The sequence below is a fragment of the Micrococcaceae bacterium Sec5.7 genome (assembly GCA_039636785.1).
GTDB lineage: Bacteria > Actinomycetota > Actinomycetes > Actinomycetales > Micrococcaceae > Arthrobacter.
The window spans coordinates 550,116-571,821 of sequence record CP144169.1 but is presented as its reverse complement, the minus strand read 5'-3'; the positions used below and the strand labels follow the sequence as shown (position 1 = coordinate 571,821).

Genomic DNA, 21,706 nt, shown 5'->3' with positions numbered 1-21,706 from the left:
AACATCCGGCCGGGTAGGGCAAAATGTCAGGGTGACCCAACTCCCGCAGCACCCGTCCTCGCCCGTATCAGCCGATTCCGCCATCTACGCCCAGATCGCCGCAGAGCTCGGTGTGAAGACCTGGCAGGTGAAAGCGGCGGTGGAACTGCTCGACGGCGGATCCACCGTCCCGTTCGTCGCCCGGTACCGCAAGGAAGCCACCGGAACGCTGGACGATACCCAGCTCCGCGAGCTCGACGAGCGCCTGCGCTACCTCCGCGAACTCGAGGACCGCCGTCGGACCGTCCTGGAGGCGATCGCCGCGCAAGGCAAGCTGACGCCGGAACTGCAGGCGGCCGTCGTCGCCGCTGATACCAAGTCCCGGCTGGAGGACATCTATCTGCCGTTCAAGACGAAACGGCGCACCAAGGCGCAGCTCGCCCGCGAAGCCGGTCTGGAGCCGCTGGCCGAGGTCCTCCTTGCCCGACCGGAGTTGACCCCCGAGCGTGAGGCCGCCAGGTACCTGAACGCCGAGCACTCAATCGACGATTCCGTGGCGGCACTCGCGGGTGCCCGCGCCATTCTGGTGGAACGGGTGGCGCAGGATCCCGACCTCGCCGCCACGCTGCGGGAGCGGCTGTGGACGCAGGGCCGGATGGTTTCGCGCGTGAAGAAGGGCAAGGAGTCAGAGGGCCAGAAGTTCGCCGACTACTTTGAGTTTTCCCAGGCACCGTCCGGAATGCCGTCGCACCGCGTGCTTGCGCTGTTGCGCGGCGAGAAGGACGGTGTGCTGGAGCTTGATCTCGCCGAAGCAGACCCGTCCGACGACGCCGCCCTCGCCGCCGCGCGCTCGCGTTACGAATCCGCCGTGGCCAGGTGCCTCGGGGTCGCCGACCGTGGCCGGCCCGCCGACGCGTGGCTGGTGCAGACCGCGCAGGCGGCGTGGCGCACCCGCGTGCTGGCGCGGCTGACGGCTGACGTACGCGGACGCATGTTTGCCGCCGCCGAGGACGAGGCCGTGCGTGTGTTCGCCGCGAACCTGCGCGACGTCCTGCTGGCTGCGCCCGCCGGCAACCGCTCAACTCTGGGCCTGGATCCGGGGTTGCGGACCGGCGTGAAAGTGGCCGTTGTTGATGGAACCGGCAAAGTGGTGGCCACAGACACGATTTACCCGCACGCCCCGGCGCGGAAGTGGGACGACGCCCTGGTGACGCTGACGCGGCTCGCGCGGCAGCACGCCGTCGAGCTCGTGGCGATCGGCAACGGAACCGCCTCCCGGGAGACGGACAAACTGGCGGCCGAGCTGATCAAGCTGCTGCCTGCCGCTGATCAGAAACCGCAGAAGCTGGTGGTGTCCGAGGCCGGCGCGTCGGTGTATTCGGCGTCGGCGCTCGCTGCGGCAGAGCTGCCCGGCATGGATGTGTCCCTGCGCGGGGCGGTGTCGATTGCCCGCCGTCTGCAGGATCCGCTGGCGGAGCTGGTGAAGATCGATCCCAAGTCGATCGGCGTCGGCCAGTACCAGCACGATGTCACTGCGGCCAAGCTGGACCGCAGCCTCGACGCCGTGGTGGAGGACTGTGTGAACGCGGTGGGTGTTGACGTGAATACGGCGTCGCCCGCGCTGCTGAGCCGGGTGGCAGGGGTGGGGCCGCTGCTGAGCGAGAACATAGTGGCGTACAGGAATGAGCACGGCCCGTTCGCCAAGCGCAGCGAGCTGAAGAAGGTGCCGCGGCTGGGGGCCAAGGCCTTCGAACAATGTGCGGGATTCCTGCGGATCACCGGGGGAGCGGAGCCGCTGGATTCGTCGAGCGTTCACCCGGAGGCGTATCCGGTGGCCCGGAAGATCATGGTGGCTGCGGGGAGGGGTGTTGCAGGTGGCGCAGCCTCCGCGCTGAATCCGCAGGACTTCGTGGACGGCATATTCGGGCTGCCCACGGTCCAGGACATCATCGCGGAACTGGACAAGCCGGGCCGCGATCCGCGGCCGGCGTTTGCCGCGGCAAGCTATTCCGAGGGGATCGAGAAAATCTCTGACCTGAGGCCTGGCATGGTGCTGGAGGGGACCGTCACCAATGTGGCGGCGTTCGGGGCGTTTGTTGACGTGGGCGTGCACCAGGACGGCCTGATCCACGTGTCCGCGCTGGCCGACCGCTTTGTGTCCGATCCCCGCGAAGTGGTGAAATCCGGGCAGGTGGTGCGTGTGAGGGTGCTTGAGGCTGATCCCGAGCGCAAGCGGATCTCGCTGACGTTGAGGCTCGACGACGAACCATCGCCTTCCGGTGGCAGAGCGAACGGGCCCGGCGGACGAGCCGCGTTCGGATCCGGTGGTAGAGCCGCGAAGAACGAGCGTGTCGAAACCAGCCGGGCCGTCCCACCGAAGGCGGCCCCGCCGAAGGTCGTCCCGGCAAACACGGCGATGGCCGAAGCACTCCGGAAGGCCGGCTTAGGCAAGTAGCCCCAGCCCAGCTGAACGTTCAGCAGTGCAATTCCGACCGCTCGTCGCCGGAAAGCTACCGTTCGGCGCAGAACCCTCTCATCAAACTGTGATCTGCACCATGATTACCGGAGGTGCCGGGGCGATGCCGTGATGCCGCTGGGGTAGTCGATGCCCCAAAAACAGGAGGAGAAAAAATGGGCTGGCTGGACCGCGAGCGAACCATCGCACCACCCGGTTTTAACCGGTGGCTTGTCCCTCCCGCGGCACTCGCCGTGCACCTGTGTATCGGCCAGGCGTACGCCACGAGCGTCTATAAGACGGCGCTGGTCAGGCATTTCGAAGCAAGCCTGACGGAAATCGGGGTGATTTTCTCGATCGCCATCGTGATGCTCGGCCTTTCAGCCGCGATCATGGGAACGTGGGTGGACAAGCACGGTCCGCGTAAGGCGATGTTCACCTCAGCACTGTTCTGGTCCGGCGGGTTCCTGATCGGCTCACTTGGCATCTTTAGCGGCCAGCTGTGGCTCGTCTATCTGGGATATGGCTTCATTGGGGGCATCGGCTTGGGCATCGGCTACATTTCACCGGTTTCCACGCTGATCAAATGGTTCCCGGACCGGCCAGGACTCGCCACAGGCATGGCCATCATGGGCTTTGGCGGCGGCGCCCTGATCGCGAGCCCTGTCTCGACGGCACTGCTCAAAGTGTACGATCCCGCGTCCGGCGGCCAGGATTGGGTGGCCAGCGGCGACTCAGTGGGCAAGCTCTTCCTTACACTCGCCGTCGTCTACCTCGCATGCATGCTGTTCGGCGCCATGACCATCAGGGTGCCCGCCGAAGGCTGGAAGCCCGCTGGCTTCGACCCCGCCAAAGTGAGAACAGCGAAACTTGTCACAGTGGACAATGTCTCTGCAGCCAACGCGGTCAAAACGAGGCAGTTCTGGTTTGTGTGGATCGTGCTGTTCTGCAACGTGACGGCCGGAATAGGCATTCTGGAGCAGGCCGCTCCCATGATCCAGGATTTCTTCCGCCAGTCCGACGGCGTGTCCCTTGTGAGCGCCGCCGTCGCCAGCGGTTTTGTGGGTCTGCTGTCCATCGGCAACATGGGTGGCCGTTTCGCGTGGTCCGCGACGTCCGATGTCACGGGGCGCAAGCGCATCTACATGGTCTATCTTGGAGTCGGCGCAATTCTGTACACCATGCTCGCATTTAGCGGCTCCAGCGCCACTGCGCTCTATGTCGCGCTCGCATTCATCATCATTTCGTTCTACGGCGGCGGCTTCGCAACGGTTCCTGCGTACCTGCGCGACCTCTTCGGAACGTTCCAGGTGGGGGCCATCCACGGACGGCTACTCACCGCCTGGTCCGCGGCCGGAATAGCCGGGCCATTGATCGTCAACGCGTTCCTGGATGCACAGGGCAAGCCCGGTGAGCTGACGGCCGCTTCGTATCAGCCGGCCTTGCTGACCATGGTGGGGCTGCTGGTGATTGGCTTTGTGGCCAACCTGATGGTCGAGCCGGTGGACGCGCGCTTCCACGAAATCCGCCCGGACCGGATTAAGTCCCACGAACCCGCCATGGAGGCATGAGATGAATTCGGTACAACTGACGGCCGCGTGGTCGCTCGTTGGCGTTCCACTGGCCTACGGGGTGTTCCAGACCCTGACGCGTGTGGCTGCGTTGTTCGGCTGAGATGACGTTTACGCTGCCGGACCCGTTCACCACCCGTCCCACGCTGCAAGGGACGTTCGGCATGACGGCCTCCACGCATTGGCTGGCGACGGCGGCTGCCCAGGCCGTGCTGGAACGCGGCGGCAACGCGTTCGACGCCGCCACAGCCGGCGCCTTTGTGCTGCATGTGGTGGAGCCGCACCTCAACGGCCCCGGCGGGGACATGGCCGGCGTGTTCACCGCAGCGGAGGCGCCCGGCCAGCCCGTGATCCTGATGGGTCAAGGTCCCGCGCCCGCCGGTGCGACTGCCGAGCACTTCCTCGCCGAAGGCCTGGAACTGGTCCCCGGCTCAGGTGCCCTGGCCGCGGCGGTGCCCGGCGCCGTCGACGCCTGGTTCTTGCTCCTGCGGGATCATGGGACGTGGGAACTGGAGGCTGTGCTGGAGTTCGCGATCGGCTACGCGCGGGACGGTCACCCGATGCTGGGACGGGTGGGAACCACCATTGCGGCTGTCGCCGGGCTGTTCCGGGACCACTGGCCCACATCGGCCGAGCAGTGGATGCCGGAGGGGCGGATTCCTGCGGAGGGCGAGCTGGTCCGCAATCCTGCCTACGCACGGACTCTGGAGCGGCTGGTTGCCGCCGGTGGCTCGGCTGGTAAGGGCAGCCGCGGCGGCACCGATTCCCGCGCATCACGGATCGATGCCGCCCGGCTCGAATGGCGCGAGGGCTTCGTTGCCCGGGCCATGGCGGAGTCCGTTCAGGCGCCGCACCGGCATTCGTCCGGCACCGATCACCGGGGTGTGCTGGCGGTGGCCGATCTGGCCGCGTTCGAGGCTGGCTATGAGCAGGCGGCAACGCTGGAATTCCGTGGCCACACGATTGCCAAGACCGGACCGTGGGGTCAGGGGCCGGCTCTGCTGCAGACCCTCGCCGTCCTGGATGGGTACGACGACGAACACCTCGATCCGTCGACCGAGCTCGGCGCGCACACCATTCTCGAGGCGCAGAAGCTGGCGCTCGCGGACCGGGAGGCCTACTACGGCGATTCCGATGTTCCGCTGGACTACCTGCTGTCCGCCGGGTACGCCGCCGGCCGCCGGGCGCTGATCGCGGAGCAGGCTTCGCTGGAGTTCCGGCCGGGTACGGTTCCGGGCTGTCAGCCGTTTCAGCCGCCGCTGCGGACTGAGTATGTTCCGCAGCGCTCTCAACGAACGACGGCGGCACCGGGCACGGCAATGGCAGCGGCGGCTATCGCGCCGCCGGTGCAGGCGAACCGACCGTTGCGCCGACAGGGGAGACCCGCGGTGATACCTGCCATATCGACGTCGTGGACCGCTGGGGAAACATGGTGTCAGCAACGCCGTCGGGCGGCTGGCTGCAGTCCTCGCCGGCGATTCCGGAGCTCGGCTTCTGCCTCGGCACACGGCTGCAGATGACGTGGCTCGAACCCGGAACGCCGTCCACGCTGACTCCGGGCAAGCGGCCCCGCACCACGCTTACGCCGACGCTCGTGCTGCGCGGCGGAGTTGCAGTCACGGCATTGGGTTCACCCGGCGGCGACCAGCAGGATCAGTGGCAGTTGCTTTACCTGCTGCGGACGATCGTGGGCGGGTACTCGCCACAGCAGGCCATCGACGCGCCCGCGTTCCATACAACCTCCATGCCGGGTTCCTTCTGGCCCCGCACCTGGGAACCGGGCGGGGCAGTGGTGGAAGACCGGCTGGGGAGTGAGGTCATCGACGGCCTGGTGCGTCGAGGACACCGGATTACCCGGGCAGGCGGCTGGACGCTGGGGCGGCTGACCGCCGTCGTGCGTGATCCTGCCACCGGAGTTCTGCAGGCCGCAGCCAATCCGCGCGGTGCGCAGGGGTACGCCGCGGGGCGCTAAACAGGCGGCTGCTTCCGAACACATGAACGCGTCGCTGCGTGAGTTGTCCGGCGGTTTCACCTTCGCTGTCTCTGTTCCTTGGATTCTCGACTGGGGATGATGCGGTCGATACCCCGCACGAGCAGTGCGGCGGTCGCGTATCCTGCCCCCAGGAGGCTGACGGCGGCCCATCCTGCGGTGGTGTAGGGCATGGTGGTGGTGATCGCGCCGAGAGCGCTGCCGACAGAGTAATAGACCATGTAGCTGCCGATGATCCGGCTGCTTGAGGCGGGGTCTGCCCGCACGATCTGGTTCTGACTGCTCACGTGGGCGGCTTGGACGGCGAAATCGAGCACGATGACCCCGACCGCAAGCAGTGCGAGCGAGTTCGTTGCCTGTCCTGTGAATGCCCACGACACGATGAGCAGAAGCAGGGAGATCGCGGTGACTCGCTGGCCCGGGCCATGGTCTGCCCACCGCCCGGCGCGGGCCGCACCGAGCGCACCGAAGAGTCCCGCTATGCCGAACAGGCCGATCTCGGCGGTCGAGAAGTGCCATGGTTCACCGCTCAGTGGGAGCACCAAACCGCTCCAGAGCACCCCGAAGGAGGCGAAAAGAAACAGCGTCATCACCGCACGGGTACGAAACACCCGATCTGTCCGGGTCAACGTCACCACTGAGGAGATCGCCCTCGCATACGAGATCGTGGGCGCAGGAGCGCTCTCCTTGGGAAGGCGCAGCACGGCGAGGGCCGCCAGCAACAGCAACAGCACGGCCGAACCGGCGTAGACGGCACGCCAGGACGGAACGACGCTACTGCATCCACAACGAAGCAACCAGAGCCTCAAACCCCTGTGAAGTACATCAACGACATCACCAGGAGGGCTAAAGATATCGACCGTTTTCGACTTTCGCGTGGTGCGAAACTTCTCGCGGACGAGTTTTGACCTACTTCGGTCGAAACCGAGGCGATATCTGGGGGTTTCAGAAGGCTTCTGCACGAAATGTCGAAGTCGTCTGGCATTTGTCATTACTGCCACCTTGGGTGACCCGAAGGTTTTGCGGAGAGAACCGCTCCGGCCAGCTGTTGCGCTGCTCTATCGGCCGGCGGGGCGCTGTTTGGAGCGGGTGGCCACCGCCTAGGACGCTGCTGATTAATCCGGCACTTTAAGGCGCGCCTCCGGGCGGATTCCCGGGGATGGTTAAGACTTGGTGTATGCAGGGTCGCGATGATGGTCAACGTCAGCTTTTGGATGCCGATGCCCTGGCCGGGCATATGCTCCCGGCCGGGTCGGTGTTCAGGTTCCTCGCCGAGAACCGGCACGAGTTGTTCCCGGACGATGCGTTCGCGGACCTGTTCGCCTCCGGCCGCGGCCGCCCGTCGACCCCGGCGGACGTGATCGCTTCGGTCATGGTCCTGCAGACCCTCCATAATCTCTCCGACCGCGAAACCGCCGAGGCATTGACCTTTGACCTGCGGTGGAAGGCGGCGTGCGGGTTCGGCCTGGATCAGGGCGCGTTCCACCCGACGGTGTTGACGTATTGGCGCCGGCGCCTGGCGAAAAGTGACCGTCCGCACCGTATCTTCGAGGCCGTCACGGAGGTCATCGCCGGCTCGGGTGCGCTTTCCGGACGCAGGCGCCGGGCCATTGATTCAACAATCCTTGAGGACGCGGTGGCCCGGCAGGACACGGTCACCCAGTTGATCGCGCAGATCCGCCGGGTCGGCCGGGAAATCCCCGGCGCGGACCTGGTGGTAGCGGGTCTGAGCGGCCATGATTACGCCAAGCCCGGGAAACCCGACATCGCCTGGGATGACAGGGGTGCCCGGGATGATCTCGTGTCCGCGCTGGTCGCCGACGCCCTGACCCTGCTGAGCAGTATCGATGCCGAATCCCTGGACGATGCGCAGCAGGAAACGGTCGCACTCCTGGCCTTGGTCGCCGGACAGGACGTCGAACCGGCCGAAGGGTCCGACGGCACGGACGGGCGGTGGAGAATCGCCCGCAAGGTCGCCCCGGACCGGGTCATTTCCACGGTTGACCCGGAAGCCCGGCACGCGCATAAGAGCCGGCAGAAGAAGATCGACGGGTTCAAAAGCCACATCGTGATAGAGCCCGAGACCGGCCTGGTCACCGCCGCGGCCCTGACGAAAGCGGCCGGCGCGGACAACAGCGACGCGGCCCGCGGTGCCGAACTCATTGCCGCCGACACCAGCATCGGAACCGGGCAGGTCGACGTTTTGGGTGATTCAGCGTATGGCAGCGGCGATTTGCTGGCCGCTGTCACTGCCGCCGGCCATACCCCGATCATCAAACCGATGCCACTGGGCCGTGCCGTCCCCGACGGTTTCACTGTCGATGACTTCAGCATCGACGAGAGCGCGAAAACCGTGACCTGCCCGGCGAAGATCACCCGTGCGATCAGTGCGAAAGGACGGGTAAGTTTTGGTGGAGCCTGCGCATCGTGCCCGCTGATGAGCCGGTGCACGACGGCGAAGAACGGGCGGAAAATGCAGATCCACCCCCACGACCGGCTCCGCCGTGAACACCGGGCCAAGGCTACTGACCCGGAGTTCCTGGCGGACTACCGGCAACACCGGCCCATGGTCGAACGCTCGATCGCGTGGATGACCCGCGGAGCCAGACGCGTCCCTTACCGCGGGGTCACCAAGAATAATGCCTGGTGGATGACCCATGCTGCCGCAATCAACCTCAAACGACTCCTCAACCTCGGATTGACCGGCCGGAACGGGACGTGGGCACTTGGATAACACCCCGGACCAGGACCGCCACGCAGAGACCGGCCCGAACGGCGGCCAGAAGCCCCGCGGAGCGCCCAAGACTGGCGACGGACCAGGATTTCAGCCCCGCAGGGCCCCAACCGACGTCCGGCTCCGGCAAAAAAATGGCCCTCCGGAATACCCGGGCGTCATAGATCCGCCTAAATCAGCAGGCTCCTAGGGAATGAGTGCTTCTTCGTCGGAAAGTTGTTGGACTTCTATCCGCGCGTCTCTGAACCTCGAGAACAGAAGCACGAGGGAGGCCAGGAGGAGGAAGGCGGCGGCGGCCCAGAGCGCCGTATCGGTACCCGCGACGGTGGCTATGACGCCGCCCAAGGGGGCTCCGATGACGATCATTCCTCGGTTCACCGAACGCCTCGTGGCACTCATGCGGGCTATGAGCCTGTCCGGCGTCACAGCCTGCTGGTAGCCCATTTCCAGTGGCCCTTCGACTCCCATGGCCATGCCGAATAGCAGCTGCCCGAAGCCGGCCAGAGCAAACGCAGCCCACAACTCTCCCGGCCAGTGCAGCGGAGAACCGTAAATCTCTCCAGTGCGTTCCCCGCCGGCGGCGAGGGGCGCCAACGCCACCAAAGCGATAGCAAAGGGTTGGGCCAGACGCGCCGCAACCATGGCGTTGCCCGTACCCCATCGGTGCCCCAGTCGGGTGGACAGTGTGGTGCCGACGACGGCCCCGATTCCGGAACACCCCATCACCAAACCCAACCCCAAGGCACCCAAACGAAGGTCATTCAGAATCACAGTCGGCAAGACAGCCCCGAGGATGGCGGAACCGATGAACCATATGTGGGTACTCCACGCCAAGGGCGCCAGATGGGAATGGCCATAAACCCACCGCAGACCCTCCGCGACCTTTCGATGAAGTCTTTGTTTGCTTCGAACTGGCGCCTGGTCGGATGGCCGTTCCAGGGTAAGGAGAACGGCTGCCGAGAAAAAATACGAGACGGCATCCACAAGAAGAGCCACAGGGGCTGTCACCAATGCGACAAGACCACCGGCCACGGCGCTTCCCGTAGTTTGGGCCACGGTATCGCTTTGCTGGAGTCGGGCGTTCGCCTTAGTCAGCAAGGATCTGGGGACCAGTTGGGGGAGGAAGCTCTGATACGCGGCGTCACTGGTCAGCGCGAGGGTTCCAAAGGCGAACATCAGGATCATCAAAGCCGTAACCGAGATAGTCCCCGTCATCGCCGTCACGCACACGCCCGCGAGGATCAGGCCACGGCCGACGTCTCCGCCGATGAGCACCGTTCGGCGGGGGAACCGGTCAATCCAGACTCCGGCAACCAGCCCGAAAAGTAGATATGGGGTCCACCTGGCAGCATTGACCAGACCCTGGTCCAACGGCGTGCCGTTCATCGTCACCAAAATCAGAACAGAAAAAGCCAAGGTAGTTATATAGGTGCCGAAATCGGACACCGTCGAGGCCAACCAGAATCTGACGAATGCCCGATAGCGACGAAGCTTCGGCTCCATTGCAGAAGAGCCGTTGGCAGAGATTCCCACGTTTCCCCCAATCATCTCGTAGGCATAGAGCCTAGCGTGACGTAGAGCACTGGCAGTTGCAGGGCCGCAGTCGTAATGGCCACTGATTAGCTGGCACTTGACCAACTCCGTGACGGGGACACGCTCGTGGTCTGGAAGCTTGACCGACTGGCCGCAGCGTAAAGGACTTGCTGGACTTCGCCGGCGGCCTCAACGATCAGGGAATTGGCTTTGTCAGCTTGACCGACTCAATCGATACCACCACAGCGTCGGGGCGTTTCTTCTTCAACGTCATGGCATCGCTCGCCCAAATGGAGCGTGAGCTCATGATCGAGCGCACCCAGGCCGGCCTTCAGGCAGCCAGGGAACAAGGCAGGATCGGTGGCCGCAAACGAATCATGACTGACGCCAAGATCCACTCAGCCCGGAAACTGCTTAGCCAAGGGACTCCGCCAAAAGAAGTAGCCGCCAGCCTCGGCGTCTCAGTACCTACGCTGTACCGCTGGGTCCCAGCAACCAACACCGCAGCAGCTACAGCCACCGTAACGCGGTTTTGGTGCAGACGACTCTTGAAAAAGTGCACGACGGTGCACGGGACTTCTGACGATCCGATGTCAGTAGTCGCCTGCACTCGCGCCCTTCCGCCTCATGGACTGGTGCAGACGACTTCTGAAAGTGACATCCCGACGAGTGGGGGAGTGTCCCGCTGGGACCGTGCCTGCGTGGCCATCCATCCAGTGGGGCGGTCCTGTCACCCCGAAGAAGTTGTGACAGGACCGCCAACGCAGCAAAGTGACTACTTCTCCTCGAGTGCTGGAATGCCGAGTTTTGCGCAGACCTCGGCCGGGCCGGGGATGACGGAGACCCTGTTGTCTACGACGCACGCGGTCAGGAACGGTATGTAATTTCCGAACGACTTAAGGACGGGATCCGGGAAAAGGGGCTTGCCGTTCTGGTCTTTAACCCCCTCCGCAGTGGGCAGAGCACCTGGAGGCGGGGAGATGAAGCCCTCGGGGATGAGGTCGTTGTTGATTCCGTACGGGTTCATGTTTCCCATGTCCCATGCGAGGCTGCACTGGTTTATGGGGTCTTTGACCTGTTGCATTCCGGCGTTCTTATCATCCGGGTTGGGGTTGTTCTTCTCATCGAATCCGGTGATGAAGATCCCGGATGTGATGTACGGGGGCATTGTGTCCCCGGGAGAACCCTGCACTGGGTAGGTGGTGGTGAGGTCGGCGCGGTAGTAGCAGCGGATGTCGCGTTTGTCGTCCACCGGTGCCAAGGCCACGTAGACGCCGGCGGCCGTGGTGCCGGCCAGTGCCAGTCCGGCGAAGGTCAGCATTGCCGGTTTGCGCCACCGCGGGATTAGCTTGGGCGTCCGGCGGGCTTCCTGGACGAGGAGGTTCTGGACGCGGCTTTTCGTGTCTTTCGGGTAGGTCACTTCAGACAGGTTCATGACATCCTCGCTTCAACGATCGTCGTGTCGAGTTGTTCGGCGGGCTCCAGTGCCCGGTTCATGGCGGCCAGCTTGGCCCGTGCACGGTGCAGTCGCGATTTGACTGTCCCGGTCCGTACGCCGAGGGCCTCGGCGGCTTCTTCCTGCCCGACGCCGTTCATCAGGCACAGGATCACAACGTCCCGTTCCCCGTCGTTCAGCCCAGCCGTCGTGTCAAGCAGTTCGCGGACGGCACGCTCTGCGTCGAGCCTCGAGGCGACCGATTCCGCATGGTCTGCTTCAGGTTCGCCGTGCCGGGGATCGGAGTGCGGCAGCCGGCTAAGGAAATCGGCGTGCCGCCGGGCTCCCCTGGCGCGGTTGCGGTTCGCGTTCGTTGCTACCCCGAGCAGCCACGGCAGGACAGTGTCCCTCTCCGGTTTAAGCCTGTTCCGCTGCCGCCACGCCTCCAAAAAGGTAATCGAGACGAGTTCCTCCGCGTCGTGCCAGGAACCACACCGGGACAGGCAGTACCGGAATACGGCGTCGGCGTGCCTGTCGAACAGGACCCCGAAGGCATCAGCGTCGCCTGCGATGCACTTACGCCACAGGTCTTCGTCGGTTTCCCCCATTAGCCTCATACCTTGTAGTGTCCGCAGGACCCCAAAAGGTTCCCGATCCGCCAAACAGTTTTCGTCGTCCCAGGGCAATCAGCGAAAATTCTTTCCCGTTTGCTGCCCACCAACACAAAACCCCGAGTGGGTTGACTCCCTTCCGCAGCTGAAGGCGTGAAAGTTTTGGCATAGATTTCAAAGACTCAGCGGACGCTGACCTTAACGGTACCCATGTAGCGGGGGCATGCCCGGTAGGGTCAGGCAGGGACCACGCCTGAAGGGGACAGCGCCATGAAACGACTTGCCCGCATAACCGCCATCACCACGACAATCACCGCTGCGCTCTCACTCACTGCGTGCACATCAACGCCCCCACGAATCAGCGCACTCGACCGTGAAGCGACCACCGCTGACGTCCTCCCCATGCGTGTCCCGGTCATGATGCGTGGAGAGCATACTACCCGTCTTCTCGCTGCCAGAGACGGCATCCGGTACTTCGTCGCGCAGGCCACGAAGTACACGTACACGTGTGTGACGGCCGTCCCGGATGATCGGCCCGACCTGTGGATCACCGGATGCAGCGACCAGTCCGATTCGGGGAAGGAAATCGTCAGGACCGCCATGAAGGGTGTCGTCTCCGTGGTCCTAGTCCCGGATGATTACGACTCCTCACAAATCGTCAAGGAAGGTTTCGAATCCGTCACTGAGAACATCCTCGTCGCAGGGACATCGAGAAGGGTCCCAGGAGCATGAGCAGCCCCAACACCAAGGACGTGGGACCCCTACTCGAACGGGGAGCAGGGCGGTAGATGCCTGCGGTTGCACGGGTCCCGGTACACCCCGGACTTAGCGGGTCTGTCCTTGGCGTGCGTGGCCGATAAGGCCTTGCACATATAGGACCCGGTTCAGGGTGTCATGGCGCTGTTGTGCCGAACTGACCGGGACCTGCTCGGTGTAGGTATGGGGTCGGGGTCGCTTCAGAAAACGGAAAAAATCGTACGCTAAGGCCGCGTTGAGGTAAGTAATCGCTAGTCCGCGGCTTGCCCAAGGAAGACGGCGTGAGGTCCGTTAGGGGAACGGCGGATTCAGGCGGTCATTGCAACAGGAGGTTTTCGATCAGTTCGATCGGTTTCCTGAACTCTAGTCTTTTCCGCGGCCGGTCGTTGAGTTCCTGGGCAACCCAGTCGAGATCTGCGGCGCTGTGGATGCTCAGGTCCGTGCCCTTGGGGAAATACTGGCGCAGCAGGCCATTGGTGTTTTCATTGAGGCCGCGCTGCCAGGGCGAGTGCGGGTCGCAGAAGTAGATCTCGATGCCGGTGTCGATCTTCACGGTTTTCCAGTCCTGCATCTCGATGCCCTGATCCCAGGTCAGGGAATGCCGCAGCGCCTCGGGGAGCGTCTTGATCTTCGCGGTCAGCGCATCACGCATCTGCTCGGCCTTGTACCCGTCCGGCAGGTGCACGAGCATCGTGTAATTGGTGGTCCGCTCGACCAGCGTCCCGATCGCGGACTGATTCCCCTTGCCGATGATTAAATCCCCTTCCCAATGCCCTGGCACGGCCCGGTCCTGAACCTCGGGTGGGCGTTCGGAGATATTGATCATCCCCGGGATCCGGTTCTTCCGCTGGCCGGCCTTCCTGCAGGGCTGCCTGATAGCCCGCCCGGTGCGCAAACACGCGGCCAGATCGCGGTTGAGTGCTCCGCGGGACTGAACGTAGAGGGACTGGTAAATGGTCTCAGGTGACACCCGCATCTCCGGCTCATCGGGAAACTCAACCTGCAGGCGTCCTGCGATCTGCTCCGGTGAGTACTTCTTTTTCAGGTCCCCTTCCACCTTCGCACGCAACACCGGATTGGTGTGCAGTTTCGCCGGTTTCGGCCGCGAAGCCCGCTCATACGCCAGCGCGTGAGCCGACGTCGCCCGGTAGGGCAATCCTGCCACCGAGTTGCGCCGCAGCTCCCTGGACACCGTCGACGCCGCTCTGCCGACCACGGCCCCGATCTGCCGCAATGATCGTCCCTGGGCGCGCAGCACCGCGATCTCCTCTCGCTGGGCGAAGGTCAGGCAACGGCCCTTCAGATCCCGGCCCCGCCGGGGCCTGACACCCCCGGCCTCCGCGAGAACCCGGCGCCCAGTCCGCCGGCTCGTATTGATCGGAGCCACGGCTTCGGTGATGAAATCACCCGCCTGCATCCCGGACCAAAAAACCTGCAAAAGATCCGGCCTCAAATAAATTGAATACCCCGCCATGACAACACCCATCCGCTAAGTGTTGCAATCACCGCAAGAACCCAAGGAACGCTGAACGGACATTATCTCGGGTGGGCGTGACGGGCTGGTGGCCTGGGGCGCATGCGTACGGCTAGCGTGTCGTCTATGCGAATACCAGTAAGACCGTTCGGCTCGGTGGGATGCGGTGGGAACCACTCATGGCTGATCTGATTCTCCTGAACGGCCCGCCGGGAATCGGTAAGTCAACTCTGGCGAGGATGTTCGTCGATCGCCACCCGGGCACATTGAATCTGGACATCGATCAAGTGCGCTGCCTGATTGGTGGGTGGCAAGAGGACTTCCAGGGAACCGGAGAGATAGTCCGCCCCGTCGCGGCCAGCATGGCTGCCGCGCACCTTGCTGCAGGACGTGACGTCATCATGCCGCAGTTCCTCGACGCCGACGACGAGATTGCAATCTTCCGGGCCCTCGCTGAGGAGACCGGCAGCGGCTTCCGAGAGATTGTCATCATGGACACGAAAGAGCGTTCCGTCGAGCGGTTCGGCGACCGTGGCGCCGAGGATGATGTCCCGTGGCACGGGCAGATTAAGGCAATCGTGGAACAAGGCGGTGGTTCGCAACTGCTGGAGTCCATGTACGACGATCTGGTCCGCGGACTTCGAAAACGGCCGTCCGCTTCCGTCATCCACAGTAGCTCCGGAGCCATCGAGGAGACCTACGCGAACTTGGTATGTGCGCTGGCGCTATAACGCGCCAAGGCCCGGCCGTAAAGGCACCACGTCAGGTCAAGTCGATTTGCGATCCACACGCAAATCGACTTGACGGCCGACACAAAACCGTGACCGGCAGGGGAACCCACCGGGACGCCTCACCATTCCGAAAGGTGATGGCGAGTTCAATCGGTCGTTGCAACACCCCTTTTTATTGTGAGGTGTTGCCCATGTTGTCGAAGAAGGAACGGATCGAAAAGGAGGCCCGGTTCTGGGTGTTGATGGCCCAGGGCTCGACGCTGATCGCGGCGTGCGAGGCTGTTGGAGTGGATCGACGAACTGGCCGTCATTGGCGTCAAGGGACCGGCGGGCGGATCCCGCGCAAGAAACCCGAACCTTCGGGCCGGTACCTGTGCCTGGAAGACCGACTGCAGATCGCGGACCTGCACCTGGCCGGAATAAGTGTGCGGGCGATCGCAGCGCAGCTCAAGCGGTCTGCATCGACGGTCAGCCGTGAACTGCGCCGTAATGGCCCCGGGACGGGCGCGCGGGGGCGGGGAAAGTATGCGCCGTATGCGGCGCAGAAACGGGCCGAGCTGCGCGGTCACCGACCCAAGGCCAGCAAGTTCGATGACCTGGAACTGGCATCCCTGGTACAGGCCAAGTTGTGCGTGAAGTGGAGTCCCGAGCAGATCAGTGACCACCTCGCCACGACGTTCCCGGACCGGGCGGAGATGCAAGTGTGTCCCGAGACGATCTACCAGGCGCTGTATGTGCAGGGCCGCGGTCACCTGCGCACTGACCTGCACCAACACCTGCGCACAGGCCGCGCCGTGAGGCGGCCAAGACGCCCCACCGGCAAGCGGGCGGGGAAGATCCCGGACATGATCCTGATCAGCGAACGACCCGCCGAGGTCGCCGACCGCGCCGTCCCTGGCCACTGGGAAGGGGATCTGGTCCTGGGGTCGAACTGCCGCTCGGCCATCGCCACCCTGGTGGAGCGCCAGACCCGGTTTACGATGCTGGTCCACCTGCCCGATGACCACGGCGCCGTCGCTGTCCGTGACGGCCTGCTGGCGAGGATCAAGACCCTGCCGGAGCACCTGTGCAAGTCGCTGACCTGGGACCAGGGCACCGAGCTTGCCCAACACCGCCAGATCACCATGGCGACCAACATGGACATCTACTTCTGCGACCCGCACTCACCCTGGCAGCGCGGCACCAACGAGAACACCAACGGACTCCTGCGCCAGTACTTCCCCAAGGGCACCGACCTGTCCGTGCACTCACCCGAGCGGCTGCTCGAAGTCGCAGCCGAACTCAACGCCCGACCCCGCAAGACCCTGGGCGGCATCACCCCCGCCCAAGCCATGGAACGGCTACTATTTGAACCAGAAAAACCCGCCGTTGCAACGACCGCCTGAATTCGCCGATCCTTCACCGGACGCTTCGGTCACCCAGCGTCTGAGGTAAGGAGTCAACCGAACCGGGGGCAGTCCCAAATCCGAAGTCGCGTTAGGCCAGTTGCCGTTGCAACGAAGGGTCAAGGCCTGTCTTAGGACGTGTCAATGGGGATGCCGTGCATAACAAAGGCGCCCTCTGGCTAGGCGAGGTCGCCAGCGAAACCTCAGAGCACCAGCCCGCTCGGGATTGGGCGAGGATCAGGTGCCCACCTGCAGCCAAACATTAGCTGTTCGGGAGTCCCTGGTGAATTTGATATTCCAGCATCCTGACTGGTCGAGTACTAGAGCTGTGCCGTATTCGTCGCCGGGGCGGGCGTAGTTGCTTGCTGAGTGAAGTTCAGGACCCCAGGCTAAACCCGATTCGTCGCCACCGGGTCGGGTCACCGTCACGGCTAGGCGGCCCGAGCCACTGATGCGCCAAACAATCTTCTTTTCGGCTTCAGAGGCCAGAAGGAATCCTTCCGACTGAACCTGGCCATACAGCGTGATTCCGTCCTTAGACGTCCCCTCAACTTCGGTACCGTTGACAGCACTTTTTACGATCCGCGATGGTGATGCACATTCAGTCTTGGTCGTTGATGGCTTCGCGGAACCAGCTAAAGGGTTTTCAGGGGTGCACGCAGTAGCCGCTAGCGTGAGGCAAAGAAGGACAGCAGCCCTACCGCCGAAACTCAGCCCGGCAATAGGGACAATCCTGAATACTAATGGCTTTCCCATGGCATGAAGCCTCGCATGTCGAGCATCGGAAAAATAGGAAGCCCATGATCTTCACCCCCAACGAGAAGCATGTCCAAGGCATCCCAGGGTTGGAGCGGTCAGGAATCCGGCAGCAACGCACAACGGAGCCTCCGGCCGTTCAGGAATCTGCGCTTTTGAAGCTGAGGGTGTCGGCTCCGCTCGTCCACTGAAGAGTGTCCTGGCGGAATGTCACTTCTACCGGACGTTTCAGGAACTCCAAGACCCATGTGTCCTGCTGGCCGAGATCTTCAGGGCACCCCAGTCTCCGCCGATGAGCACCGTTCGGCGGGGAAACCGGTCAATCCAGACTCCGGCAACCAGCCCGAAAAGTAGATACGGGGTCCACCTGGCAGCATTGACCAGGCCCTGATCCAATGGTGTGCCGTTCATCGTCACCAAAATCAGGACAGACAAAGCCAAGGTAGTTATGTAGGTGCCGAAATCGGACACCGTCGATGCCAACCAGAACCTGACAAACGCTGGATAGCGGCGAAGCTTCGACTCCATTGCCGAAGAGCCGTCGTCAGAGACTCCCACGTTTCCCCCCATCACCTCGTAGGCATAGAGCCTAGCGGTGCCGTAAGGCACTGGGCTTGTCAAAGCGCCGTCCCAGTTCCTTGGAACCGGAACGCCCTCGGCGGGACACTCCGCTGTGACTGTTGGTTCGGAATGGCGGTTTTTTCACAGCGCGGGCTGGCGGTTTTCGATCCGTTTCCGATGGCTGCGGCAGCAGTCAAGGTTCGGCTGTGCTGCCCGTTTCTGGAGGCTGTGTGCCGGCTGGATCACGGACCGAGCCGCAGCAGTGCGTCTTATTTCGTTGGGGGAGATCCTCGTATGAAGGTCTCGCGACGGCCGCTGAAGGACGGAGGCGTCCCGAGCCGTCAGGCCGGTGTGATCGCGCCGAGTCCTGCGAGGTATTCCTGGGCGTCGAACTCCGGGATTAGCGCGGATTGGACGATGAAGCCCTGGCACACTCCCAGCATCACCGCAGCGTATTTCCCGGCGCGGGAGGAAGCTTCCGCGGGTGACAGCCCGCGGGACTGGGTGTACCAGGTGATGAGGTAACCGGCGAAGAGTTCCTTGAGCCCGGTGACCGTTCCGGCCGCTATACGGGCCAGCCCCGGATCGGTCATCGCCTCGGCCCAGACCTGAAGGAGGAGTCCGCGCTCGATGATGTCCTTTCCGATGCTTTGCAGGAATGCTTTGAGCACCTCACGGGGTTCGGGCAACGGGTCAGACGAGCGTAGCGCGTTGATCTCATCCAACAGGTGGTCCAGGACCCCATGAACGGAAACCTCGATGAGTTCGTCCTTGCCCTTGAAGTGACTGTAGATGGCACCTGCCGACAGCCTGGACTCAGCAATGATGTCGGCCATCGAGGTTCCCTGGAACCCCTTGCGGCCAAAGCAGCGCAACGCCGCCGCCGCGATCTCCAGACGGCGGGCCTGACGGTAGGCATCTGTCACTCTCGGCATGCGGCCACCTCAAAAAGAATGGTTGTTCTTGACAGGATCCCCTGCCGTCATCCACCATAGAGAATAATCATTCTTTTTACTAGTCGGGAGAAACCCATGTCCATCGTTCCTGCGGCCGCGCCGCACACCAAGTGGTCGCGCGTGGTCCTTATCGCGATCGCGGCCGCGGCCATTGTTGGTGTGGTCCTGCTCGCCTTCACTTGGTTCGGCGTCACGTCTTCGGCGAAGGACATCCCCCTGGCCGTCATTGGCCCGGACGCGCAGGTCCAGGCACTGGAAAAGGCGTTGGAGGACAAGGCAGCCGGAACCTTCACGATCACCACGGTGGACAGCAGGGACGCGGCCACGGCCCTCATACGCTCTCGGGACGCCTACGGTGCGGTGGTGCTGGGGCAGACCCCCGAGGTCCTCACCGCCTCCGCAAACGGCACCGCGGTGAGCCAGATCCTCACCGGCGTCGCCCAGCAGATCCAGAGCCAAATCAACCAGGCCGGGGCGTCCGCACCGGCGGCGGCTCCGAAGGTGATAGTGACCGACCTCGTTCCGCTCGCGGCGTCAGATGCGAAAGGCACCGGCCTGGCGTTGGCGGGCTTCCCGCTGGCCATGGGCGGGATGATCGGCGGCATCCTCGTCTCGCTCACGGTGGTGGGCAACCGGCGCCGGCTGGGCGCCCTGGCCCTGTACTCAATCCTGGCCGGCGGCATCATTGTGCTGGTGATGCAGGGGCTCTACGGCGTGCTGCAGGGAAACGTCGCGCTCAACGGTCTGGCCGCCGCGCTGTCGCTGCTTGGAACCAGTTCATTCATCGTCGGGCTCAACGCACTGATCGGCACTGCGGGTATCCCGGTCGGTGCCGTGATCACCATGCTGATCGCCAACCCCATCTCTGCCGCCTCCGCACCCATGCAGTTCCTCCCCGGACCCTGGGGCACAATTGGTCAATGGTTAGTCCCGGGAGCCTCGACCACCTTGCTGCGGGACCTCTCCTATTTTCCGGATGCCAACACACTGTTCCCCTGGCTGGTCCTGGCCGGATGGACCCTCGCCGGGGTCCTGTTCACCATGATCGGACACTTCCGCAACCAGGAAGTCGTCCACATCGAAGGCTCCCTCGACCCAGAGCCCGGGTCGACCAGGGCCACGGCTAACACTGAGGGAGTCCGGTTGCCATGACAGATTATGAGGTTGACGTCCTCGTTGCAGGAGCCGGCCCGGTCGGACTCATGGCCGCATGGCAACTGGCCCGGTGGGGTGTTTCGGTTCGCTTGGTGGATGCCGCGCCCGGTCCGGCCACGACCAGCCGCGCGCTGGCCACGCACGCCCGCAGCCTGGAAATCTACGATCAGCTCGGAATTCTCGGCGACATCGCTCCGCACGGAACGAGAGTCAACGGGTTCGTCCGCCATCAGGCCGACCGCGCGACACGGGTCAACTATGATTTCGGCGACCTGGTGACCCGGTTTCCATACATGTTCAATATCGATCAGGTGATCACCGAACGCGTGCTTCGCGGATATGCCGCTTCGGCCGGCATCGAAGTGGAGTGGAGCACCAGGCTGGAGTCGTTCCAGCACGACGCTGACGGCGTCACGGTCATGTTGCGCAGCGGCGATGGCTCCAGCGCGGGGCAGGAGACCGTTCGTGCGCGATACCTCTGGGGATGCGACGGCGGACACTCGACCGTCCGCAAGATCCTCGAGCTCCCGCTGGCAGGCGAAGCCGCCCACACCTGGCTGATCGCCGATGCAATCGTGCACACCAATCTGGAGCGAGATGGCCTGCACTCGCTGTCCCCAGCCGGCGGCGCGCTGATGCTGTTCCCGTTTCCGGATCCGGGCAAGTGGCGGCTACTGGACACGACCGGCGAAGGAGAGCCTGAGCATCCCGAGCAGATCGCTCGGCAGTTCAGCACCAAGTTGTCGCAGGCTCTGGGACGCGAGACCACCGTGGATACCCCCAGTTGGGCGTCGAAGTTCACCATCCAGCAGCGCGCGGTACCCGCGATGCACGTCGGGCGGTGTTTCGTTTCTGGTGACGCCGCCCATGTTCATTCCCCCGCGTCCGGGCAGGGCCTCAACACCGGCATCCAGGACGCGCACAACCTGGCGTGGAAGCTGGCCATGGTCGTACACGGACACGCCGATGCCGCGCTGCTCGATACCTACGACGCCGAGCGCGTTCCCATTGGCCAGGCCCTACTCGCCTCCACCGGCGCGGTCACGAACTCGGCCATGGTCGACACCACCCCCAAGGACACCCAGAACTCCGATCGTGACTTCATCCGCCAGCTCATCCGGAACGCGTCAGGTCTGAGCATCGCTTACCCCGACAGCCCACTCACGGTGCCGGACGACGAGTCAGGTGAAGGTCCACGACCCGGCCAGCGACTCACCCAAATCTCCGCAGCCGATGCCCAATCACCCGGCTGGATCGTACTGCGCGGGTCGCTCAGGACCTCAGCCTGGCATCTGCTCGTTTTCGCTGGGAGCAGGCAGTCCACCAGTCAGGATCAGGTCACCGCGGACACCAACTCCCTACCGGCCTGGTTGGACCAGGTGACGATCAGTCAGCGGCGGCTGGATAAGGATGACCGCGGGGTGTGGGATCCCGACGGCCGGGTACACGACACGCTCGCCGCGACCGAGGGGGACTGGATCCTCGTACGCCCCGACGGTTATCTCAGCGCCCGCGGCACCGGGGACACCAACCTCCGCGCTGCGTTGGACCGGCTGACCAGCCTGCGCGTGTGAGAGCCGGCACGTCCGTCCCCACCGGACGCTTTGGACACATGAGATTGATT

Annotated in this window: 18 protein-coding genes; 11 read left to right on the top strand and 7 right to left on the bottom strand. The window is 63.9% G+C overall.

The features are described 5' to 3' along the window. The first annotated feature begins 31 nt into the window (after window positions 1-31). From V3C33_02625 to V3C33_02610, 4 genes are all read left to right on the top strand, one after another. Window positions 32-2,434: a Tex family protein gene (locus V3C33_02625; GenBank protein XAS68238.1), complete on the top strand. Its 2,403-nt coding sequence runs from the start codon at window positions 32-34 to the stop codon at window positions 2,432-2,434. Window positions 2,435-2,610: 176 nt separating this feature from the next. Further along, window positions 2,611-4,005 carry an OFA family MFS transporter gene (locus V3C33_02620; GenBank protein XAS68237.1) on the top strand — a complete coding sequence of 465 codons (1,395 nt, stop codon included), beginning with the start codon at window positions 2,611-2,613 and terminating at the stop codon, window positions 4,003-4,005. Between the two features lie 104 nt (window positions 4,006-4,109). Further along, on the top strand, window positions 4,110-5,525 hold the full coding sequence (locus V3C33_02615; protein XAS68236.1) for a gamma-glutamyltransferase: 1,416 nt from the start codon (window positions 4,110-4,112) through the stop codon (window positions 5,523-5,525). Further along, a complete protein-coding gene (locus V3C33_02610) occupies window positions 5,435-5,977 on the top strand; it encodes a gamma-glutamyltransferase (GenBank protein XAS68235.1) in 543 nt (180 codons plus the stop codon). Before V3C33_02615 ends, V3C33_02610 begins: the two co-directional genes overlap by 91 nt. Window positions 5,978-6,033: 56 nt before the next feature. On the opposite strand, the gene V3C33_02605 is transcribed toward V3C33_02610, so the two are convergent. Continuing rightward, window positions 6,034-6,987 (bottom strand): MFS transporter, encoded by a 954-nt coding sequence (locus tag V3C33_02605; protein XAS68234.1) that lies wholly within the window; start codon window positions 6,985-6,987, stop codon window positions 6,034-6,036. Between the two features lie 185 nt (window positions 6,988-7,172). On the opposite strand from V3C33_02605, the gene V3C33_02600 reads away from it, so the two are divergent. Next, the gene (locus V3C33_02600) at window positions 7,173-8,729 is read left to right on the top strand and encodes an IS1182 family transposase (GenBank protein XAS68233.1); all 1,557 of its coding nucleotides are present in this window, start codon (window positions 7,173-7,175) and stop codon (window positions 8,727-8,729) included. A gap of 186 nt (window positions 8,730-8,915) precedes the next feature. Here the strand turns inward: V3C33_02600 and V3C33_02595 are convergent, their stop codons facing one another. Continuing rightward, on the bottom strand, window positions 8,916-10,232 hold the full coding sequence (locus V3C33_02595; protein XAS69623.1) for an MFS transporter: 1,317 nt from the start codon (window positions 10,230-10,232) through the stop codon (window positions 8,916-8,918). A 197-nt stretch (window positions 10,233-10,429) separates the two neighbouring features. On the opposite strand from V3C33_02595, the gene V3C33_02590 reads away from it, so the two are divergent. Beyond that, complete coding sequence (locus V3C33_02590; protein XAS68232.1) at window positions 10,430-11,146, top strand: recombinase family protein; 717 nt, start codon at window positions 10,430-10,432, stop codon at window positions 11,144-11,146. On the opposite strand, the gene V3C33_02585 is transcribed toward V3C33_02590, so the two are convergent. Both V3C33_02585 and V3C33_02580 read right to left on the bottom strand, forming a co-directional pair. Next, window positions 11,038-11,697: a hypothetical protein gene (locus V3C33_02585; protein XAS68231.1), complete on the bottom strand. Its 660-nt coding sequence runs from the start codon at window positions 11,695-11,697 to the stop codon at window positions 11,038-11,040. The genes V3C33_02590 and V3C33_02585 overlap by 109 nt on opposite strands. Beyond that, on the bottom strand, window positions 11,694-12,305 hold the full coding sequence (locus V3C33_02580) for an RNA polymerase sigma factor (GenBank protein ID XAS68230.1): 612 nt from the start codon (window positions 12,303-12,305) through the stop codon (window positions 11,694-11,696). Before V3C33_02580 ends, V3C33_02585 begins: the two co-directional genes overlap by 4 nt. A gap of 273 nt (window positions 12,306-12,578) precedes the next feature. On the opposite strand from V3C33_02580, the gene V3C33_02575 reads away from it, so the two are divergent. After that, window positions 12,579-13,040 (top strand): hypothetical protein, encoded by a 462-nt coding sequence (locus V3C33_02575; protein ID XAS68229.1) that lies wholly within the window; start codon window positions 12,579-12,581, stop codon window positions 13,038-13,040. Window positions 13,041-13,380: 340 nt separating this feature from the next. Here the strand turns inward: V3C33_02575 and V3C33_02570 are convergent, their stop codons facing one another. After that, window positions 13,381-14,481 (bottom strand): IS30 family transposase, encoded by a 1,101-nt coding sequence (locus V3C33_02570; protein XAS68228.1) that lies wholly within the window; start codon window positions 14,479-14,481, stop codon window positions 13,381-13,383. A 236-nt stretch (window positions 14,482-14,717) separates the two neighbouring features. On the opposite strand from V3C33_02570, the gene V3C33_02565 reads away from it, so the two are divergent. Together V3C33_02565 and V3C33_02560 are read left to right on the top strand one after the other, a co-directional pair. After that, entirely contained in the window at window positions 14,718-15,269 is a 552-nt protein-coding gene (locus V3C33_02565) for an AAA family ATPase (protein XAS68227.1), read from the top strand. A gap of 242 nt (window positions 15,270-15,511) precedes the next feature. After that, window positions 15,512-16,654 carry an IS30 family transposase gene (locus V3C33_02560; GenBank protein ID XAS69622.1) on the top strand — a complete coding sequence of 381 codons (1,143 nt, stop codon included), beginning with the start codon at window positions 15,512-15,514 and terminating at the stop codon, window positions 16,652-16,654. 984 nt (window positions 16,655-17,638) lie between these two features. On the opposite strand, the gene V3C33_02555 is transcribed toward V3C33_02560, so the two are convergent. Then, window positions 17,639-17,968 carry an MFS transporter gene (locus V3C33_02555; protein ID XAS68226.1) on the bottom strand — a complete coding sequence of 110 codons (330 nt, stop codon included), beginning with the start codon at window positions 17,966-17,968 and terminating at the stop codon, window positions 17,639-17,641. A 344-nt stretch (window positions 17,969-18,312) separates the two neighbouring features. Beyond that, window positions 18,313-18,906 (bottom strand): TetR/AcrR family transcriptional regulator, encoded by a 594-nt coding sequence (locus tag V3C33_02550; protein XAS68225.1) that lies wholly within the window; start codon window positions 18,904-18,906, stop codon window positions 18,313-18,315. 96 nt (window positions 18,907-19,002) lie between these two features. Between V3C33_02550 and V3C33_02545 the strand changes: the two genes are divergently transcribed. Continuing rightward, the gene (locus V3C33_02545; GenBank protein XAS68224.1) at window positions 19,003-20,079 is read left to right on the top strand and encodes an ABC transporter permease; all 1,077 of its coding nucleotides are present in this window, start codon (window positions 19,003-19,005) and stop codon (window positions 20,077-20,079) included. Beyond that, complete coding sequence (locus tag V3C33_02540) at window positions 20,076-21,656, top strand: FAD-dependent oxidoreductase (protein XAS68223.1); 1,581 nt, start codon at window positions 20,076-20,078, stop codon at window positions 21,654-21,656. The genes V3C33_02545 and V3C33_02540 overlap by 4 nt, the downstream gene beginning before the upstream one ends. The last annotated feature ends 50 nt before the right edge of the window (window positions 21,657-21,706 follow it).